The sequence below is a fragment of the Bradyrhizobium sp. CCBAU 45384 genome (assembly GCF_028128665.1).
In the GTDB taxonomy this organism is placed as follows: domain Bacteria; phylum Pseudomonadota; class Alphaproteobacteria; order Rhizobiales; family Xanthobacteraceae; genus Bradyrhizobium; species Bradyrhizobium manausense.
This window is the reverse complement of sequence record NZ_LBIZ01000096.1, coordinates 101223-115391: the sequence shown is the minus strand read 5'-3', so window position 1 is coordinate 115391 and position 14169 is coordinate 101223. Positions and strand designations below refer to the sequence as shown.

General features: G+C 64.6%; 14 protein-coding genes and 1 tRNA gene. 7 read left to right on the top strand and 8 right to left on the bottom strand.

The features are described from left to right. Positions 1–191: 191 nt before the first annotated feature. Positions 192–845: a histidine phosphotransferase ChpT gene (gene chpT / locus XH80_RS09950; protein ID WP_271598440.1), complete on the bottom strand. Its 654-nt coding sequence runs from the start codon at positions 843–845 to the stop codon at positions 192–194. 178 nt (positions 846–1023) lie between these two features. On the opposite strand from chpT, the gene XH80_RS09945 reads away from it, so the two are divergent. Beyond that, entirely contained in the window at positions 1024–1851 is an 828-nt protein-coding gene (locus tag XH80_RS09945) for a 3'(2'),5'-bisphosphate nucleotidase CysQ family protein (RefSeq protein WP_271598439.1), read from the top strand. Here XH80_RS09945 and XH80_RS09940 read toward each other — a convergent pair. Continuing rightward, positions 1845–2330: a YHS domain-containing (seleno)protein gene (locus tag XH80_RS09940; RefSeq protein ID WP_271598438.1), complete on the bottom strand. Its 486-nt coding sequence runs from the start codon at positions 2328–2330 to the stop codon at positions 1845–1847. The genes XH80_RS09945 and XH80_RS09940 overlap by 7 nt on opposite strands. Before the next feature lie 141 nt (positions 2331–2471). On the opposite strand from XH80_RS09940, the gene XH80_RS09935 reads away from it, so the two are divergent. The 3 genes from XH80_RS09935 (at position 2472) to XH80_RS09925 (ending at position 4731) form a co-directional block, all read left to right on the top strand. Continuing rightward, on the top strand, positions 2472–3080 hold the full coding sequence (locus XH80_RS09935; protein WP_220006211.1) for a DUF1134 domain-containing protein: 609 nt from the start codon (positions 2472–2474) through the stop codon (positions 3078–3080). Between the two features lie 120 nt (positions 3081–3200). After that, on the top strand, positions 3201–4496 hold the full coding sequence (locus XH80_RS09930) for a hypothetical protein (RefSeq protein ID WP_271598437.1): 1296 nt from the start codon (positions 3201–3203) through the stop codon (positions 4494–4496). Positions 4497–4656: 160 nt separating this feature from the next. Further along, a tRNA-Val gene (locus tag XH80_RS09925) sits at positions 4657–4731 on the top strand. Positions 4732–4996: 265 nt separating this feature from the next. On the opposite strand, the gene XH80_RS09920 is transcribed toward XH80_RS09925, so the two are convergent. From XH80_RS09920 to XH80_RS09905, 4 genes are all read right to left on the bottom strand, one after another. After that, positions 4997–6034, bottom strand: a complete 1038-nt coding sequence (locus XH80_RS09920; RefSeq protein ID WP_271598436.1) for an alpha/beta hydrolase — start codon at positions 6032–6034, stop codon at positions 4997–4999. Positions 6035–6124: 90 nt separating this feature from the next. Next, positions 6125–6607: a transcription elongation factor GreA gene (gene greA / locus XH80_RS09915; protein ID WP_271598435.1), complete on the bottom strand. Its 483-nt coding sequence runs from the start codon at positions 6605–6607 to the stop codon at positions 6125–6127. Between the two features lie 95 nt (positions 6608–6702). Further along, positions 6703–7209, bottom strand: coding sequence for a hypothetical protein (locus tag XH80_RS09910; RefSeq protein ID WP_271598434.1), 507 nt, complete (start codon positions 7207–7209; stop codon positions 6703–6705). 152 nt (positions 7210–7361) lie between these two features. Further along, the gene (locus XH80_RS09905) at positions 7362–7733 is read right to left on the bottom strand and encodes a hypothetical protein (RefSeq protein ID WP_271598433.1); all 372 of its coding nucleotides are present in this window, start codon (positions 7731–7733) and stop codon (positions 7362–7364) included. A gap of 493 nt (positions 7734–8226) precedes the next feature. Here XH80_RS09905 and XH80_RS09900 point away from each other — a divergent pair, with 493 nt between their 5' ends. Next, positions 8227–9768, top strand: a complete 1542-nt coding sequence (locus XH80_RS09900) for a peroxidase family protein (protein WP_271598432.1) — start codon at positions 8227–8229, stop codon at positions 9766–9768. Between the two features lie 132 nt (positions 9769–9900). Here XH80_RS09900 and XH80_RS09895 read toward each other — a convergent pair whose 3' ends face one another. Both XH80_RS09895 and XH80_RS09890 read right to left on the bottom strand, forming a co-directional pair. Continuing rightward, positions 9901–10419: a hypothetical protein gene (locus tag XH80_RS09895; RefSeq protein ID WP_271598431.1), complete on the bottom strand. Its 519-nt coding sequence runs from the start codon at positions 10417–10419 to the stop codon at positions 9901–9903. A 180-nt stretch (positions 10420–10599) separates the two neighbouring features. After that, complete coding sequence (locus tag XH80_RS09890) at positions 10600–12147, bottom strand: acetolactate synthase large subunit (protein WP_271598430.1); 1548 nt, start codon at positions 12145–12147, stop codon at positions 10600–10602. Between the two features lie 328 nt (positions 12148–12475). On the opposite strand from XH80_RS09890, the gene XH80_RS09885 reads away from it, so the two are divergent. Both XH80_RS09885 and XH80_RS09880 read left to right on the top strand, forming a co-directional pair. Then, entirely contained in the window at positions 12476–12973 is a 498-nt protein-coding gene (locus XH80_RS09885) for a L,D-transpeptidase (RefSeq protein WP_430648614.1), read from the top strand. A gap of 341 nt (positions 12974–13314) precedes the next feature. Continuing rightward, positions 13315–14124: a DUF2927 domain-containing protein gene (locus tag XH80_RS09880; protein WP_271598429.1), complete on the top strand. Its 810-nt coding sequence runs from the start codon at positions 13315–13317 to the stop codon at positions 14122–14124. The last annotated feature ends 45 nt before the right edge of the window (positions 14125–14169 follow it).

Here is a 14169-nt window from a genome sequence, read left to right as displayed (position 1 = left end):
AAACAGGCCTTCATACAGGGAGGGCGCGCACGAGACGTGATGCGCCAGATCGGAATGAGGCCAGCTTCACCGCAAAGCGTTTAATATTGGTTGAGTATGTGCAAAAGAACGGAACCAACAAAGAGATAAGGCGCTCCGGACAAGCCGAAGCGCCTCGTAAAGGATCGGTTAACTAAGGGCGCAGCGCGCGTTTACGAAGCGGTAACGATGACGGCTTCGCCCTCAAGCTTGAGCGTCACCGCGAGCCCGCAGGCCTGCGCCAACAGCCGCGTGTAATAAGGCTGGATCGCATGAGCGTCGGCGGCCGGGCCGCGCTCGCCGCTCAAGAGCTCGGAGATGTTCTGCGGCAGGCGCGCGTTGTGCCCGGTCGCGGTGATGCGGAAGCTCATCGCCTCGCCCTCGCCGATCGGATCGACCGTCAGCAAGCCGCCGCGCGGGATCGTGTGCTGGGACACGACCAGCATATTCAGCAGCAGCTTGACGCGGTTCTTCGGCAGCAGCAGCCGCGGCAGATTCCAGGTGATCGTGCACTTGCCGTCCTCGATGTGGCCCTTTGCCATGGTCTGGGCATCGCCGAGGTCGATCTGCGCGCCGGAGGAGCCGGCCGCGCCGAAGGCGAGACGGCAGAATTGCAGGCGGGCGGAGGCGGTCTTGGCACTCTTGCGGATCAGGTCGAGCGCGAATTCGCGGTCCTCGGGCTTGGGATCGTCATCGAGCACCTCAAGCCCATTGACGATGGCCCCGACCGGGCTGATGAGATCGTGGCAGACCCGCGAGCACAAAAGGGCCGCGAGTTCGAGCATATCGGGAGCAGAAGCGGTAGCCGAAGACGGAGCGTCAGACATAGAGGGTTCCTGGAATTGCACGGCGCGGACGCGGCGAATCACGCATGGCCTGGACTGTCGCTGCGGGTTCTATCATTCGCCAGCCCGTGGCAGGAAGCTTGCGATAGGTTCGAAGCGGCCATAAGGGGACGCGGGGGCGAATCACGTGAACAGAGGCAAACCTGCCGATGAATGAGGCATGCGGGTGAGGATCATCGACGGCGAGGCCGCTTGTAGGCTGATGGAGCCCCTGACCGCGCTGGTGGTGCAGGCCGGCGAGGCGATCCTCGCCGTCAACCGCTCCGCGATGCGGGTCGATGGCAAGCAGGACGGCTCGCCTGTCACCGAGGCCGACCTCGCCGCCGACCGAATCATTGCCGAGGGCCTCGCCCGGCTTGCGAACGACGTGCCGACGCTGTCGGAGGAGCGGACCCATCTCGCCTCGCCGCCGTTTCGCGGCAGCTTCTTCCTGATCGATCCGCTCGACGGCACCAAGGAATTCGTCGCCGGCCGCGACGAGTTCACCGTCAACCTCGCTCTGGTCACCGAGGGCGTGCCGCTGCTCGGCATCGTCAGCGCGCCCGCGCTCGGGGTGCTCTGGCGCGGCATCGTGGGGCGCGGCGCCGAGCGCGTGAGGTTCGACGGCACCACCATCGGCGCCGCCCAGCCGATTCGGACCCGCAAGCTGCCCGGGCCTGGCGAGCCCTGGATCGCGGCGGTGAGCCGTTCGCATGGCGACCCCAAGAGCGAAGCTCTCATCGATAGCAGGCCCAACGCCGTCAGAAAGACCTGCGGCTCGGCCGTCAAGTTCGGCCGGATCGCGGAGGGCAGTGCCGACATCTACCCCCGCTTCGGGCCGACCTGCGAATGGGACGTCGGGGCGGGCTGCGCGGTGGTAACAGCCGCCGGCGGCAAGGTGACCGACGGCAAAGGCGGCGAGCTCCGGTTCGGCGAGCGCGGCGACACCGGCTTCATCATCCCCGAGTTCGTCGCCTGGGGCGATGCCGAAGCGGTAACGACCTACTGACTGAGCTTGTCCTGCAGCGCCGGCCAGCGCTTGCCGACTTCATACAGGAATCGTTCGGGGTCGGCGGTGAAGGCGTCCCGATTGTCTTCCCGGCTGAACAGATAAAGCCGCTGCGCCGCGATCACGAAGAAGCGGGGATTGCCGGCGATCGTGACGCCGCGGGCGATGTCGACGGGATCATAGCCGCCGAATTGCGGGCCATAGACCTCGGGATGGGACAGGAACTCCGCCCGGTTGCCGTCGTTGCGGAAGCGCCAGACCGCGCCCCAGAGATTGGCCTCGAACTGCGCCGTCCCCTGCTCGGCTCCGCCGTCAACGAAATAGGCCACGGGGTCGAAGCCCTCGATGGCGACGCCGGAGAAGCGATTGACGACGATCCGCTCGGTGGTGGCAGCCTGTGCAGGTAACCAGGACAGGCCGAGCCAAATGCACGCCAGCAGGCAGACCAGACGGCCGATCAAGGCAGTTCCGGGGCGCAAAGGGCTATCTTCCTGCCGTTGTGCCGTCATAGTTGCTGCGGATAACATTCGAGTCGAGGGGTCATCCGGACCAACCTAGAGCCGTGCCTAATAGCATCAGGTTAAGGGAAGCGGACCGGGATCGATATCAGGGGTTCTTTTATGACTTTCGCATCACGCCTTGCCGCAGTGGCGCTCATCGCGCTGGCGGGCTGGACCGTGCCGGCTTCCGCCCAGACGGCCGCGCCGCCACCGGACCTGCCACCACCGCAGCGGACCCCGACTCCCAATACCTATGGACCGGACGAGCTCGTCACCGCCGGCCATCGCTTCTTCGGCAATGTCTCGCGCGGGCTCGCCTCGATCATCGAGAAGGCGGTCAGTCAATGGGGCCTGCCGAACGGCTACATCCTCGGCGAAGAAGGCTCCGGCGCCTTCGTCGCTGGGCTGCGCTACGGCGAAGGCACGCTCTACACCAAGAACGCCGGCGATTTGCGCGTCTACTGGCAGGGCCCCTCGCTCGGCTTCGACTGGGGCGGCGACGGCGCGCGCACCATGACGCTGGTCTATAACCTGCCCGCCACCAACGCGATCTACCAGCGCTTCGCCGGCATCGACGGCTCGGCCTATATCATCGGCGGCTTCGGCATGACGGCGCTCACCGCCAACAACATCGTGCTGGTGCCGATCCGCTCGGGCCTCGGCTTGCGCCTCGGCGCCAATATCGGCTACCTCAAATACACGCCGCGGGCGACCTGGAACCCGTTCTAGGGTTCTTTCCCCCGATCCAGCTTCCGGATTCACGTTAACAACAGGGCAGGGCTGGCTTTTTGCCGGCCCGCCATGCATTGTCCTTGGTAAATTTTCCCTTGTCTGTTGGAGCTCTGACCCATGGTCGAACCGATCATGTACCTGGCGATCGGTTTCCTGCTGTCGATGCTGTGCGGGCTCGCCATCGTGCCGCTGGTGCATAACCGCGCGGTGCGCCTGACCACGCGCCGGCTCGAGGCCGCAACGCCGCTGTCGATGGCGGAGATCCAGGCCGACAAGGACCAGCTCCGCGCCGAGTTCGCCATGTCGGCGCGGCGGCTCGAGATGAGCGTCGAGCAGCTCAAGAACAAGACCACCAGCCAGCTCGCCGAGCTCGGCAAGAAGACCGACGCCATCAATCGCATGAAGATCGAGCTCGGCGAGAAGAACGCCACGATCTTCGCGCTCGAGGCGCGCGAGAAGGCGGTGAAGGAGCAGCTGCGCGCGACCGAGGAGGAATTCAACGCCAAGACCGAAGCGCTGCGCGAGGCCGAGATCGCGCTGAGCAACAAGCAGGGCGAGCTCGCCAAGATCAACTCCGAACTGTCGGACCGCTCGATGATGGCGGAAACCCGCCAGGTCGAGCTGGTCGCGGTGCGCGCGCAGATCGAGGAATTGAAGAACCGCGTCGGCGATGCCGAGAAGGAATTTGCCGCGACGCAGGCGCGCCTGGCGCAGGAGCGCAGCGAATCCGAAACCGTCTCGCGCGAGCTTGGCGAGGCCCGCGGCCGTGTCGAGAATCTGAGCCAGCGCGTCACCGAGCTCGATCGCCAGCTGATCGTGCAGGTCAAGGAAGCCGAGATGCTCTCGGGCCGCGTTGCCGACCTCGAAGGCCGCCTCGCCACGCAGGGCAAGCTGCTGGCCGAGCGCGAATACGAGAACAACCAGCTGCGCCAGACCAACGAGGGCGCCGAGCGCACCATCAAGGAGCTGCGGGTCGAGATCGCCGCACTGAGCGGCGGCAAATCGTCGGCCGCGATGGAGACGCTGCGCGCCGAGAAGGCCGCGCTGGAAGAGCAGCTGCGCACCGCCCGCGACGAGCGCGCGAAACTGCAGCGCGACGTCAATGCGATCCAGCAGCAGGCCGAGAGCTCCTGGGCGACCGAGCGCATGGAGAACGCGCTTCTGCGCGAGCGTATCAACGACATCGCCGCCGAGGTGGCAAAACTCGCGATGCAGCTCGAGGGCCCGAACTCGCCGATCGAGGCGCTGCTGGCCGCCGAAGCCGGCCAGCCGCCGAAGCCTGCGCCGCGCCCGGCCAATGGCGTCGCCACCAATGGCGCGGCAAGCCCGCTGCCCGAGGGCGGTGGAACGCTGGCCGAGCGCATCCGTGCGCTCCAGGCCCATGCCTCCCGCGCCCGTCAGCAGGGCGCGTAAGCGGCCCAAAATCCCACCTCGCCGCCGAATTGTGGCACCATTGGAAGGTTTTCCGTCCCCGGGGCCGCCTGAAAACTTGACACTGATAGCCCGCACTTCTAAATCGCGGGCTCCGATGCGCCGGCCGGCCGAAAAGTCCGGCCGTCTGCATGATGGTCCCGGGCGCATAGCTCAGCGGGAGAGCGTTCCCTTCACACGGGAGAGGTCCAAGGTTCGATCCCTTGTGCGCCCACCAGCCTTCGCCAAGAGGCTTTGCGTGGCGCAGCCAGGCCCCATGATGGCGAAGCGGGGCGTCTTGCTCCCGCTCCGTTGAAATGTCGAAAACAACCCCATGCACAGTAGCCGGCCTCGGCCGGACCCTTCCTCTGCGATTTTTCCGAAATCAACTTGCTCCGTCGGGCAAAACAGGAGCATGATGGCACCATGCCGGCCGCATGTTGAACTGCCGGGTGATCGGGACCCGACCGCCGTCCTCTCAATTCGACGTTGGAAGCCGAGGCCTAATCCTTGCGGCCTTCATCGAAAAAAGCCTGAACGGCCTCGAACAATTTGAGGCGGTTCTTTTCCATGATGATGGTGTGCGTTCCCTCGGCAAGCTGGACGTATCGCTTGCCGGGCGAGTTCACCAGCAGCGGAAACAATGTTTGCGCCATATAGGGCGGCGTGTCCTTGTCCCATTCAGCATGGACCAATAGCGTCGGCACGGTGATCTTCGCAGGATCATAGTAAGGTTTGCCCGCGCCAGAATATTGCTGGCCATCCTGAACGACGCCGTTCGGCGCACGCAGGACCGGAGGCGTCATCGCGGCGCCGACTGGATCGGTGGCGAAGGTCGCGTCCGCCCATGCCTCGAACCACCCTGCCGGAATGAGGTCGGCCTTCTTGTCTTCGGGAACGCCCGTGTACCACCTCTCCTTGGCCTGATCTCGTGTCACCGTGCGGTAGGCGCCGAGCTTGCCCGAGGCCGCCTGCACCAGCGAGGGGGTTTGCCGTATCCAAGCAGGCGCATACAGCACCAGGCGTTCGACCTTCGAGGCATTTTGGGTCGTATAGGTGGCCATCAGCGTGGTGCCCCACGACCAGCCCAACAGGTTGACGCGCGCAATGTTGCGACGCTGCAAGACGTAATCCACCACCGAACCGATGTCCTTGACCGCGGTCTCTCCCGTCACGATCGGCGAGTTGCCTTCAGGCTTGTCCGCCATCTCCGCAGGACGCGTCGATCTACCGTAGCCGCGAAGATCCAGCAGCCAGACGTCATAGCCGCGCGATGCGATGTACTCCATCCAGGACAGACCATCGAGCTTGAGATCGAAGGCCGTCTCGGAAGGATAGGTGGCCCCATGGACATAGATGATCGTTTGCTCGGGCCTGAAGGTCGTCATGTTGGCAGGCCGCTTGTTGCGGACGTAGATCTCGATGCCGGGATCACTCGCCTTGACCATGGCCTCTTCGGTCACAAGCTCGTTCGATTGAGCGAGGGCGGAGCTGCCGAACATGACAGCCGCGAGAATACCAAACAGCGGCCATACCTGCATGTCCTATCCCTCCTCGTTTTTACCCGACCGATACAGCGCGATCGTCGGCCGAAGCTTAGCGTTGAACGGTCACGGTTCAAGCGGGAGGGCCTACGCAATCGCCAGCACCTCGATCTCCTGCGCGCCCGTGCCCACGACGTCACCGACCGCCTTCCCCATCAGCGACTTCGCGACCGGCGATACGAACGAGATCGAGCCCGCCTTCGGGTCGGCTTCATCCTCGCCGACGATGCGGTAGGTCTGCACGCGGCCGTCGGCACGGCTGAAGGTCACGGTGCTGCCGAAGGCGACGACATCGTTCGAGGCCGGATTGGGAACGAGTTGCGCGGTGCGCAGCCGTTCGCCGAAATACCTGATATCGCGCAATGGCGCCGCCGACTGCCGGCGTTTTTCGTTGACGTCGTCGACGGCTTGCGCGGCTTCATAGGCTTCGCGCGCTAGATGGAGCTGCGACTGCAAGGCCTGCAGGCCTGCTTCCGTCACGAGGTTCGGATGCGGCGAGATCGGGCGATCCGGCAGCAACGTCTCGGAGGCGGTCTCGGCGCTCTCTTCCTTGGTAAAGGCAACGCTCAATTCGAAAATCCTGTCGAACGGTGAACACCTCTGCCAATCGGGGAGAGGTGGACGAGTTCCTGGGCTCGCATCGATCTAACCCAATCCATCGATCCTTATATCTCAAGTTCGACGAAACGACGGAGCTTGAAGACGAGGTCTGGCAGGGCCTGGCGGAACCGCGTCGCATTCTGGAAATTGGTCGAGAACGGCGCGAAGGTGATCATCGCATTCCAGTGCCTGTAACCGTAGACCGTGACCGAGACACCGGAGGCGGGAAACCCCTCGATCTTTCTGAGCTCGCCAAGCACGAGATCGGCGATCGCTTGCGCCGGCAAGAGCCGCTTGCCGTCCGGGGTCAGGGGCTGACCGGCAGGCACGACCGGCTTCGCAGCCGCCGCCGCTGCATCGGATGCGCCGTTGGAGAGGTCACCGGGCGGGGTCTGGAGCTTTGGCGACTCCGCTTCGGGAATTTCGGGGATCACTGCGGCGGGCCCCGGCGCCGACGCGGCCGGAAGGAAGTCGGCAAGCGGCGGCGGGCTGGCCGCGTCTGCACGCTTGTTGCCGCCCAGGATGCTGCTGATCATCGCCACAAGGCCAGCATCCTTCGCATCGTCGCCCATCTGATTATCCCCCTCGCCCTGACCTACTGTAACACCGGCTCCGGAGCCCGCCACTGGGGACGCAGATCAGATCATGCCATCACGCCTGCATGGCTCCCGTCAGGTTCCACCGCGGCGCGAGGCGGGTGCACATCGCACCGCAGTGCAATCCGTCACTTTTTCTCGAACGGAATGTATTGCTGGTACTCCTTCGGTACCGAGCTGCGATACCGCGCCGGAACGGTGCCGCTGTCGATCGAATGGTCGATCTCCTGCTGCCGCGTCATCTTCTTCTTCGCCGGCTTCTTCTCGGCACTCTTCTTCGCGCCGGCCGGCGCGGTGGAGGTGTCGGTGCTTGCTGCCGGCGTCGAGGTCGCAGCCGGTGCAGTGGTCGCAGCAGGTGCCGTGTTGGCAGCAGGGGGCGTGGTGGCGGCAGCGGCCGGCGGTGTGGTCCCCGCGGCGGGTGCGCTCTGCGCCAATGCAAGCGGTGTCTGCATGATGAGCACCAGCGCCGCAGTCGCAGCCAGCAGATATGATCTTTGCATCACAACCTCCAAAATGTCTGATCCCCAATAGGGGAAGCGTAGTCCCGCAGGATCGACGCGTGCAAGTGCTCCGAAGATAGGCGGGACCGCGGCTGCAAACTGTGGCCGGGATCACATTGCCGAACGCAGCGCACGCTCCAGCACCAGGACACGAACGACAATGTGTCGGAGCAGTCCGGGGAGCCGCGACCGTCGCCGTGCCAGCACACACAAATACAATTTTTACGCGAACAGCAAATTCGCTTCGTCAAGCGTTCTCGAAGCGCTGATGGCGATGACGAGAATGTTATCCGGCATCTGCGCTGGAGAAATTTGCGATGCGCATCCGCAGCTTGCTCGCAGCACTTGCTGCTGGAACCGCATCGACACCGCGCCATGTGTGAAGCAGCGCATTGAGACGCCGAACTGCTCCGTCTAGCCTCACCTGCATATTTCATCACGAACAACTTCAGCTTTAGTTGCTTGCCGTCGTAACTTTTCAAGGAGGTACTTTATGAGCAGTCGTCACGCCACTACGCCGCGCGGCCTCAACGCCACCCGTTCCCCACTGTCACAAGGCCGCTTCGGCCGCATGTTTCGCACGCTGACGCCGGCGACGTTCGGTCCGAACGAAGCCGACAACATTGCCAACCTCTCCGCCCTCGCCGATAACATGGTCGGCGATTTCGATCCGCCCAAGGACGGCCCCGATGCCGAGGAGAGCGGAATTCCCGCGCTCTACACTTATTTCGGCCAGTTCGTCGATCACGACATCACCTTCGATCCGGTGAGCTCGCTGGCCAAGCAGCAGGATCCCGACGGGCTCATCGATTTCCGCACGCCGTCCTTCGATCTGGACAATGTCTACGGTCGCGGACCGAACGATCAGCCCTACATGTACGACGGCAACGGCAAGTTTCTGCTCGGCGACCCCCTCACCGGCACCGGCGTCGCCAACGCCAATGACCTGCCGCGCTTCAGGGGTCGCGCCCTGATCGGCGATCCCCGCAACGACGAGAACAGCATCGTCTCGCAGTTCCAGGGCCTGATGCTGCGCTTCCACAACCGCATGGTCGACGACAACGGCGGCCTCTCGTTCCAGGACGTGCAACAGCGTGTCCGCTTCCACTACCAATATGTCGTGCTGAACGATTTCCTGCCGCGCATCGTCAACGCCACCGTGCTGAACGATCTCAAGACCGGCGGCCGCTACGATCGCAGCAAGCTCGCCTATTATCACTGGAGGACCTATCCCTACATGCCGGTCGAGTTTTCGGTCGCGGCCTACCGGCTCGGTCATTCCATGATCCGGCCCGGCTATCGGCTCAACGACGCCGACAACATGCTGCTGCAGATCTTCCCCGACCCCAACAATCCCGACACCAACGCGCTGACCGGCTTCCGATCTATGGGTCCTGGCCGCGCCATCGATTGGGGTCGCTTCATCGACGTCGACACACGCGCCTATGGCGTCGAGGACGACAGCACCAATCCCGATAACAAGCGGCGCCTCCAGTTCGCCTATCGCATCGACGCCTCGCTGGTCGATCCGCTGCGCCAGCTGCCGCCGGAGGTCGCCTCCAACCCGTCATCGCTGGCGCTGCGCAATCTCGAGCGCGGCTGGCGGCTTGGCCTGCCCTCGGGCCAGGCGGTCGCAAGGGCGATGCACCAGACGCCGTTGACCGACGAGCAGATCAAAATCGGCCGGGCCGTCGACAATCCCGGTGCCGGCGACCCGCAGGTGCCGATCGCGTCGATCGCGAATGGCGCATTCAAAGGCAATTGCCCGCTCTGGACCTACATCCTGGCGGAAGCGCGTCAGTACGCGACAAAGGTCACGGTCGCCGCCACCGGCGCGCCGGCGACCGGAATCACGACGCCGCAACTCGGGCCCGTCGGCGGCCGCATCGTCGCCGAAGTCTTCCTCGGCATGATGTTCGGCGACGCCTCCTCCGTGCTGTCGCTCGACCCGAACTGGGCGCCGGTGACCGGTCCCGATTTCAAGCTGAAGGATCTGGTGACCTACGCGCTGGGTGGGGGCGCTCCGCTGCATTGATGTTCTGACAGCCCCAACGCGGAGACACCCTCTCCCCTACCCTCCCCCGCAAGCGGGGGAGGGAGCCCGCTGTCGATGCCGCAGCATCGAACACACCATACGCGATTGAAGCGATGCGCACGAAATTGGCTTTTAACGCCCCGCCCCGAGGCCGCTCTCCGCAAGCCGCGCCGCGAGCCAGAGCGACTGCGGCGGATCGACGCCGCCGCTGAGATAGACTTCCGACATCGTCACGCCGTGCTTGTCCAGCACCAGCAGCACGCCGATCCAATAGGCGAACCAGATATGCGGATCGGTCAGCGCCATCAGCTTGTGCTGGTCGTGCTCGAGCGGCGTGTGATTGCTGGCCTTGCGGATCTCGATGGTGAGCAGATTGTTCGGGATCTCGCGCTGGTGCACGACGACGTCAGGATAGATCGACTTGCCGAGATGATCGTCGGTCGAGATGATGCTGCCGCGCGGCAGATGCAGCGTGCGCTCGCCGAGGCGGTCGTAGTTGCAGTCGACGGCCCAGCCCGAAAATTGCTGCTCGAGATAGACGGCGAAGCGGTGCGTGACGGCGCGTTCGCCGACGTCCTTCTCGAACAGGAATGATTCGTGGGCATAGAACTCCCTGAGGGCCGCGATCACCTTGTTCAGCTCGGTCTGCATCGTGCCTCCGGGCCATCACGCGTGCGAGATAGTTCGTAGCCCGGATGGAGCGTAGCGCAATCCGGGGTTCTCGCAAATTGCACGAGTCCCGGATTACGCGGAGCCTGTCATCGGGCGGCGCTTTGCGCCGACCCGTTGGCTCCATCCGGGCTACAAGAGGGCCGGAGTTCGCGGCGCGACCTACATCTGCACCTCGATCAGCCGCGGGCCCGGCTCGGCGACGGCTTCCGCCAGCGCCTTGTTGAGCTCGTCGGCATTTGTCACCGCGCGGCCGGGGACGCCCATGCCCTTGGCCAGCGCGACGAAATCGAGCGTCGGGCGGTCGAGCCTCAGCATGTCGTTGGCGCGCTGGCCGGGCTCGCCGGCGCCGACATTGTCGAACTCGCCGCGCAGGATCTGGTAGATGCGGTTGGCGAACACGATGGTGACGATGTTGAGGTTCTCGCGGGCCTGCGTCCACAGCGACTGGATCGTGTACATCGCGCTGCCGTCGCCGACCATGGTGATGACCTTGCGATCCGGACAGGCGATCGCGGCGCCGATCGACAGCGGCGTCGAGAAGCCGATCGAGCCGCCCATGTTCTGCAGCCAGTCATGCGGTGCGGCAGCGGCCGTCGGCGGGAAGAAGCCGCGGCCGGTGGTGAGGGACTCGTCGACCATGATGGCGTTCTCGGGGATCGCACAGGCGATCGCCTGCGCGATCGAGGCGAAGCTGAGCGCACCGGTCGGCTTGACCAGTTCCTGCAAAGCTTGCGGCTTGACGTCCCTGGCGCTGGCCTTGACGGCGCCGGCGAGCGCTTCCAGCGCCGCCACCGAATTCTCGCCCCAGGAGGTCATGCGATGGACCTCGCAACCCTCGGGCTTGAGCATGCTCGGCTTGTTCGGATAGGCGAAGAACGCCACGGGATCGTCGGACTCGACCAGCACGATGTGACGGAATCTTGCCAGCATCGGCAGCGCGTTCTCGATCACATAATGGATGCGGTCGATCGAGTAACGGCCGCGGCCGCGCGCCATCTTCGGGCGGAAGGTCGGGCCCATCACGGTGCAGCCGGTCTTGCCGGCGATGCGCTCGGCCAGCGCCAGGCCGTGCTCGCTCAAGGCGCTGCCGGTCATCAGCAACAATGTCCCCTCGCCGTCCCCGTGCAGGATCCTTGCAGCCTTCTCGACCGCCTGCGGCGAATAGCTGGCGCGCTGCTGCTCGGCCGGGACCTCGGCAATGCCGTCAGCCTCGTTCCAGGCGGTGTCTGCGGGGAGGATCAGGGTCGCGATCTGCGGCGGCGCGCTTTTGGCGGCGGCGATCGCGGCGGCGCCGTCGGCGGCGACCGCCTTGGAATTCGGCGAGGTGCGGACCCAGGACGACATCGGCCGGGCCAGGCCCTCGATGTCGGAGGTCAGCGGCGCATTGTAGTCGATGTGGTAGACGGCATGCTGGCCGACGATGTTGACGATGCCGGAATTGGCCTTCTTGGCGTTGTGCAGATTGGCAAGGCCATTGGCGAGACCGGGGCCGAGATGCAGCAGGGTGGAGGCAGGCGTGCCCTTCATGCGGAAATAGCCATCGGCCGCACCCGTCACCACGCCTTCGAACAGGCCGAGCACGCAGCGCATGCCGGGCACGCGGTCGAGCGCCGCGACAAAATGCATCTCTGAGGTGCCCGGGTTGGTGAAGCAGACGTCCACCCCGCCCTTGACCATCGTCCGCACCAGGCTTTCCGCACCGTTCATCCCATACTCCCGCAAGGCCATTTCCGACGTTCCATCGGATCAATCATTGTTCGCGCGGCCCGTCAAAGCAAGTGCGGGCATTGCGGCCCTGTCCCGCGCCGCGATGCGCTTGCTTGGCTAATCATGTTTTGAGGCGGTTTCCGATTTGGTAACGGCAACCACCACGCCTCACGCGGCCGTGGCTTGCGAAACGCCGGCAAATATGGCCTGTGTTTTGCCATTGAATCGATTTTTTTTGCTGGGGGAATGAATGATCCGGTTTCTTGCCGCAACTGTCGCCACCATGGTGGCCGCGACGATCGGAGCGAGCAGCGCATCCGCCGCGGGGATGGTCGACTTCACGGGCACCAGTTCCACCGGCTATCTCGGTGGCGGCGCGAGCCCGATCCCACGTGCCACCGTCATGTATAACGGCAATTATGCCCCCGGCACGGTCGTGGTGAACACGGCCGAGCGCCGGCTCTATCTGGTGCTCGGGAACGGCCAGGCTTTGCGCTACGGCATCGGCGTCGGCCGCGACGGCTTCCGCTGGGGCGGGGTGCACAAGATCACCGCCAAGAAGGAATGGCCGGAATGGACGCCGCCGTCGCAAATGCTGGCGCGGCGGCCGGACCTGCCGCGCCACATGAAGGGCGGCATCGAGAATCCGCTCGGCGCGCGCGCCATGTATCTGGGCTCGACGCTCTATCGCATTCACGGCTCCAACGAGCCGGAGACGATCGGCCAGGCCGTCTCCTCGGGCTGCTTCCGCATGACCAATGACGACGTCACCGACCTCTACAGCCGCGTCAATGTCGGCACGACGGTGGTGGTGCTGAACAACTAGCCGCATCGACGGTGCGTCGGGTGGGTTAGCTGCCGTAGGGTGGGCAAAGGCGCACCTGCGCCGTGCCCACCATCTCTCTCGATCGCGAAAAATGCGTGGGCACGCTTCGCTTTGCCCACCCTACGGCACTAGCCAAACGCAAGCTCTCGTAGGGTGGGCAAAGCCTGGGGATCGCGCGAATGCGCGGTCCGCAGGCGTGCCCACCATTTTGAGATCGTGGGCACGGCGCAAGGGCGCCTTTACCCACCCTACGGCACCGTGCCTGAAGCGGACGGAATCTGCTCGACGCGCGCATTTGCGGACTTGTGTGCACGCAGCGAATACGGCAGCGTTGCACGACGATGAGCGCATTAGTCCCACCTGCCCTACGCTTCGCCCTGCTGGCGTTTGCAGCGCTCACATCTGTGCCTGATACCGCTACCACGGCCGCCGCCGGCGAATTGCCCGCGATTGCCTCGCGCCAGCGCACTGAGAAAAAAAGCTTTACCGACGCCGAGATCGTCGACGGCTTTTTGAAGACCGCGTTCGGCGCCGAATACCATCTCGCCGGCCGCGTCGATCGCATCCGCAAGTTCGACGCCCCGGTGCGCGTATTCGCCGAGACCGACCGCGCCGACCGCAAGGCGCAGCTCGGGAAAGTCGTGGCCGACATTGCCGCGCGCGTGCAGCATCTCGACATCGCCATGACCGACACGAGCGAAGCGGCCAATGTGCGGGTGAAGCTGGTGCGCGACCGCGACCTCTACCGCACCATCACAAGCTTCTACGGCGCGGAGAAGGCGCGCGAGATCCGCACCTCGCTCGATCCGCAGTGCCTTTCAGGATTCCGCAAGAACGAGCAATTCGAGATCGAGCATTCCGACGTCATCCTCACTGTCGACGTCAGCGACTTCACCTTCCTCGACTGCGCCTACGAAGAAGTGCTGCAATCGCTCGGGCCGATCAACGACACCGCGAGCGTGCCGTGGACCATGTTCAACGACAATGTGTCGATGGGCTATTTTGACGTCTACGACCAGTACATCCTCAACCTGCTCTACGATCCCCGCATCAAGGCCGGCATGACCGTGCCGGAGGTGAGAGCGGTGCTGCCCGAGGTGCTGGTGGATGTGCGCGCCTGGGTGAGGCAGGTGAATGGTCTCGGAGATTAGGTGATCCGTCATCCTGAGGTGCGAGCGGCGGGATGCAAAGCATCG

Coding starts and splice junctions, on each gene's coding strand:
- chpT (WP_271598440.1), bottom strand. CDS start 845: ATGTCTGACGCTCCGTCTTCGGCTACCGCTTCTGCTCCCGATATGCTC.
- XH80_RS09945 (WP_271598439.1), top strand. CDS start 1,024: ATGCGGGTGAGGATCATCGACGGCGAGGCCGCTTGTAGGCTGATGGAG.
- XH80_RS09935 (WP_220006211.1), top strand. CDS start 2,472: ATGACTTTCGCATCACGCCTTGCCGCAGTGGCGCTCATCGCGCTGGCG.
- XH80_RS09930 (WP_271598437.1), top strand. CDS start 3,201: ATGGTCGAACCGATCATGTACCTGGCGATCGGTTTCCTGCTGTCGATG.
- XH80_RS09920 (WP_271598436.1), bottom strand. CDS start 6,034: ATGCAGGTATGGCCGCTGTTTGGTATTCTCGCGGCTGTCATGTTCGGC.
- XH80_RS09910 (WP_271598434.1), bottom strand. CDS start 7,209: ATGGGCGACGATGCGAAGGATGCTGGCCTTGTGGCGATGATCAGCAGC.
- XH80_RS09905 (WP_271598433.1), bottom strand. CDS start 7,733: ATGCAAAGATCATATCTGCTGGCTGCGACTGCGGCGCTGGTGCTCATC.
- XH80_RS09900 (WP_271598432.1), top strand. CDS start 8,227: ATGAGCAGTCGTCACGCCACTACGCCGCGCGGCCTCAACGCCACCCGT.
- XH80_RS09895 (WP_271598431.1), bottom strand. CDS start 10,419: ATGCAGACCGAGCTGAACAAGGTGATCGCGGCCCTCAGGGAGTTCTAT.
- XH80_RS09890 (WP_271598430.1), bottom strand. CDS start 12,147: ATGAACGGTGCGGAAAGCCTGGTGCGGACGATGGTCAAGGGCGGGGTG.
- XH80_RS09885 (WP_430648614.1), top strand. CDS start 12,476: ATGGTCGACTTCACGGGCACCAGTTCCACCGGCTATCTCGGTGGCGGC.
- XH80_RS09880 (WP_271598429.1), top strand. CDS start 13,315: ATGAGCGCATTAGTCCCACCTGCCCTACGCTTCGCCCTGCTGGCGTTT.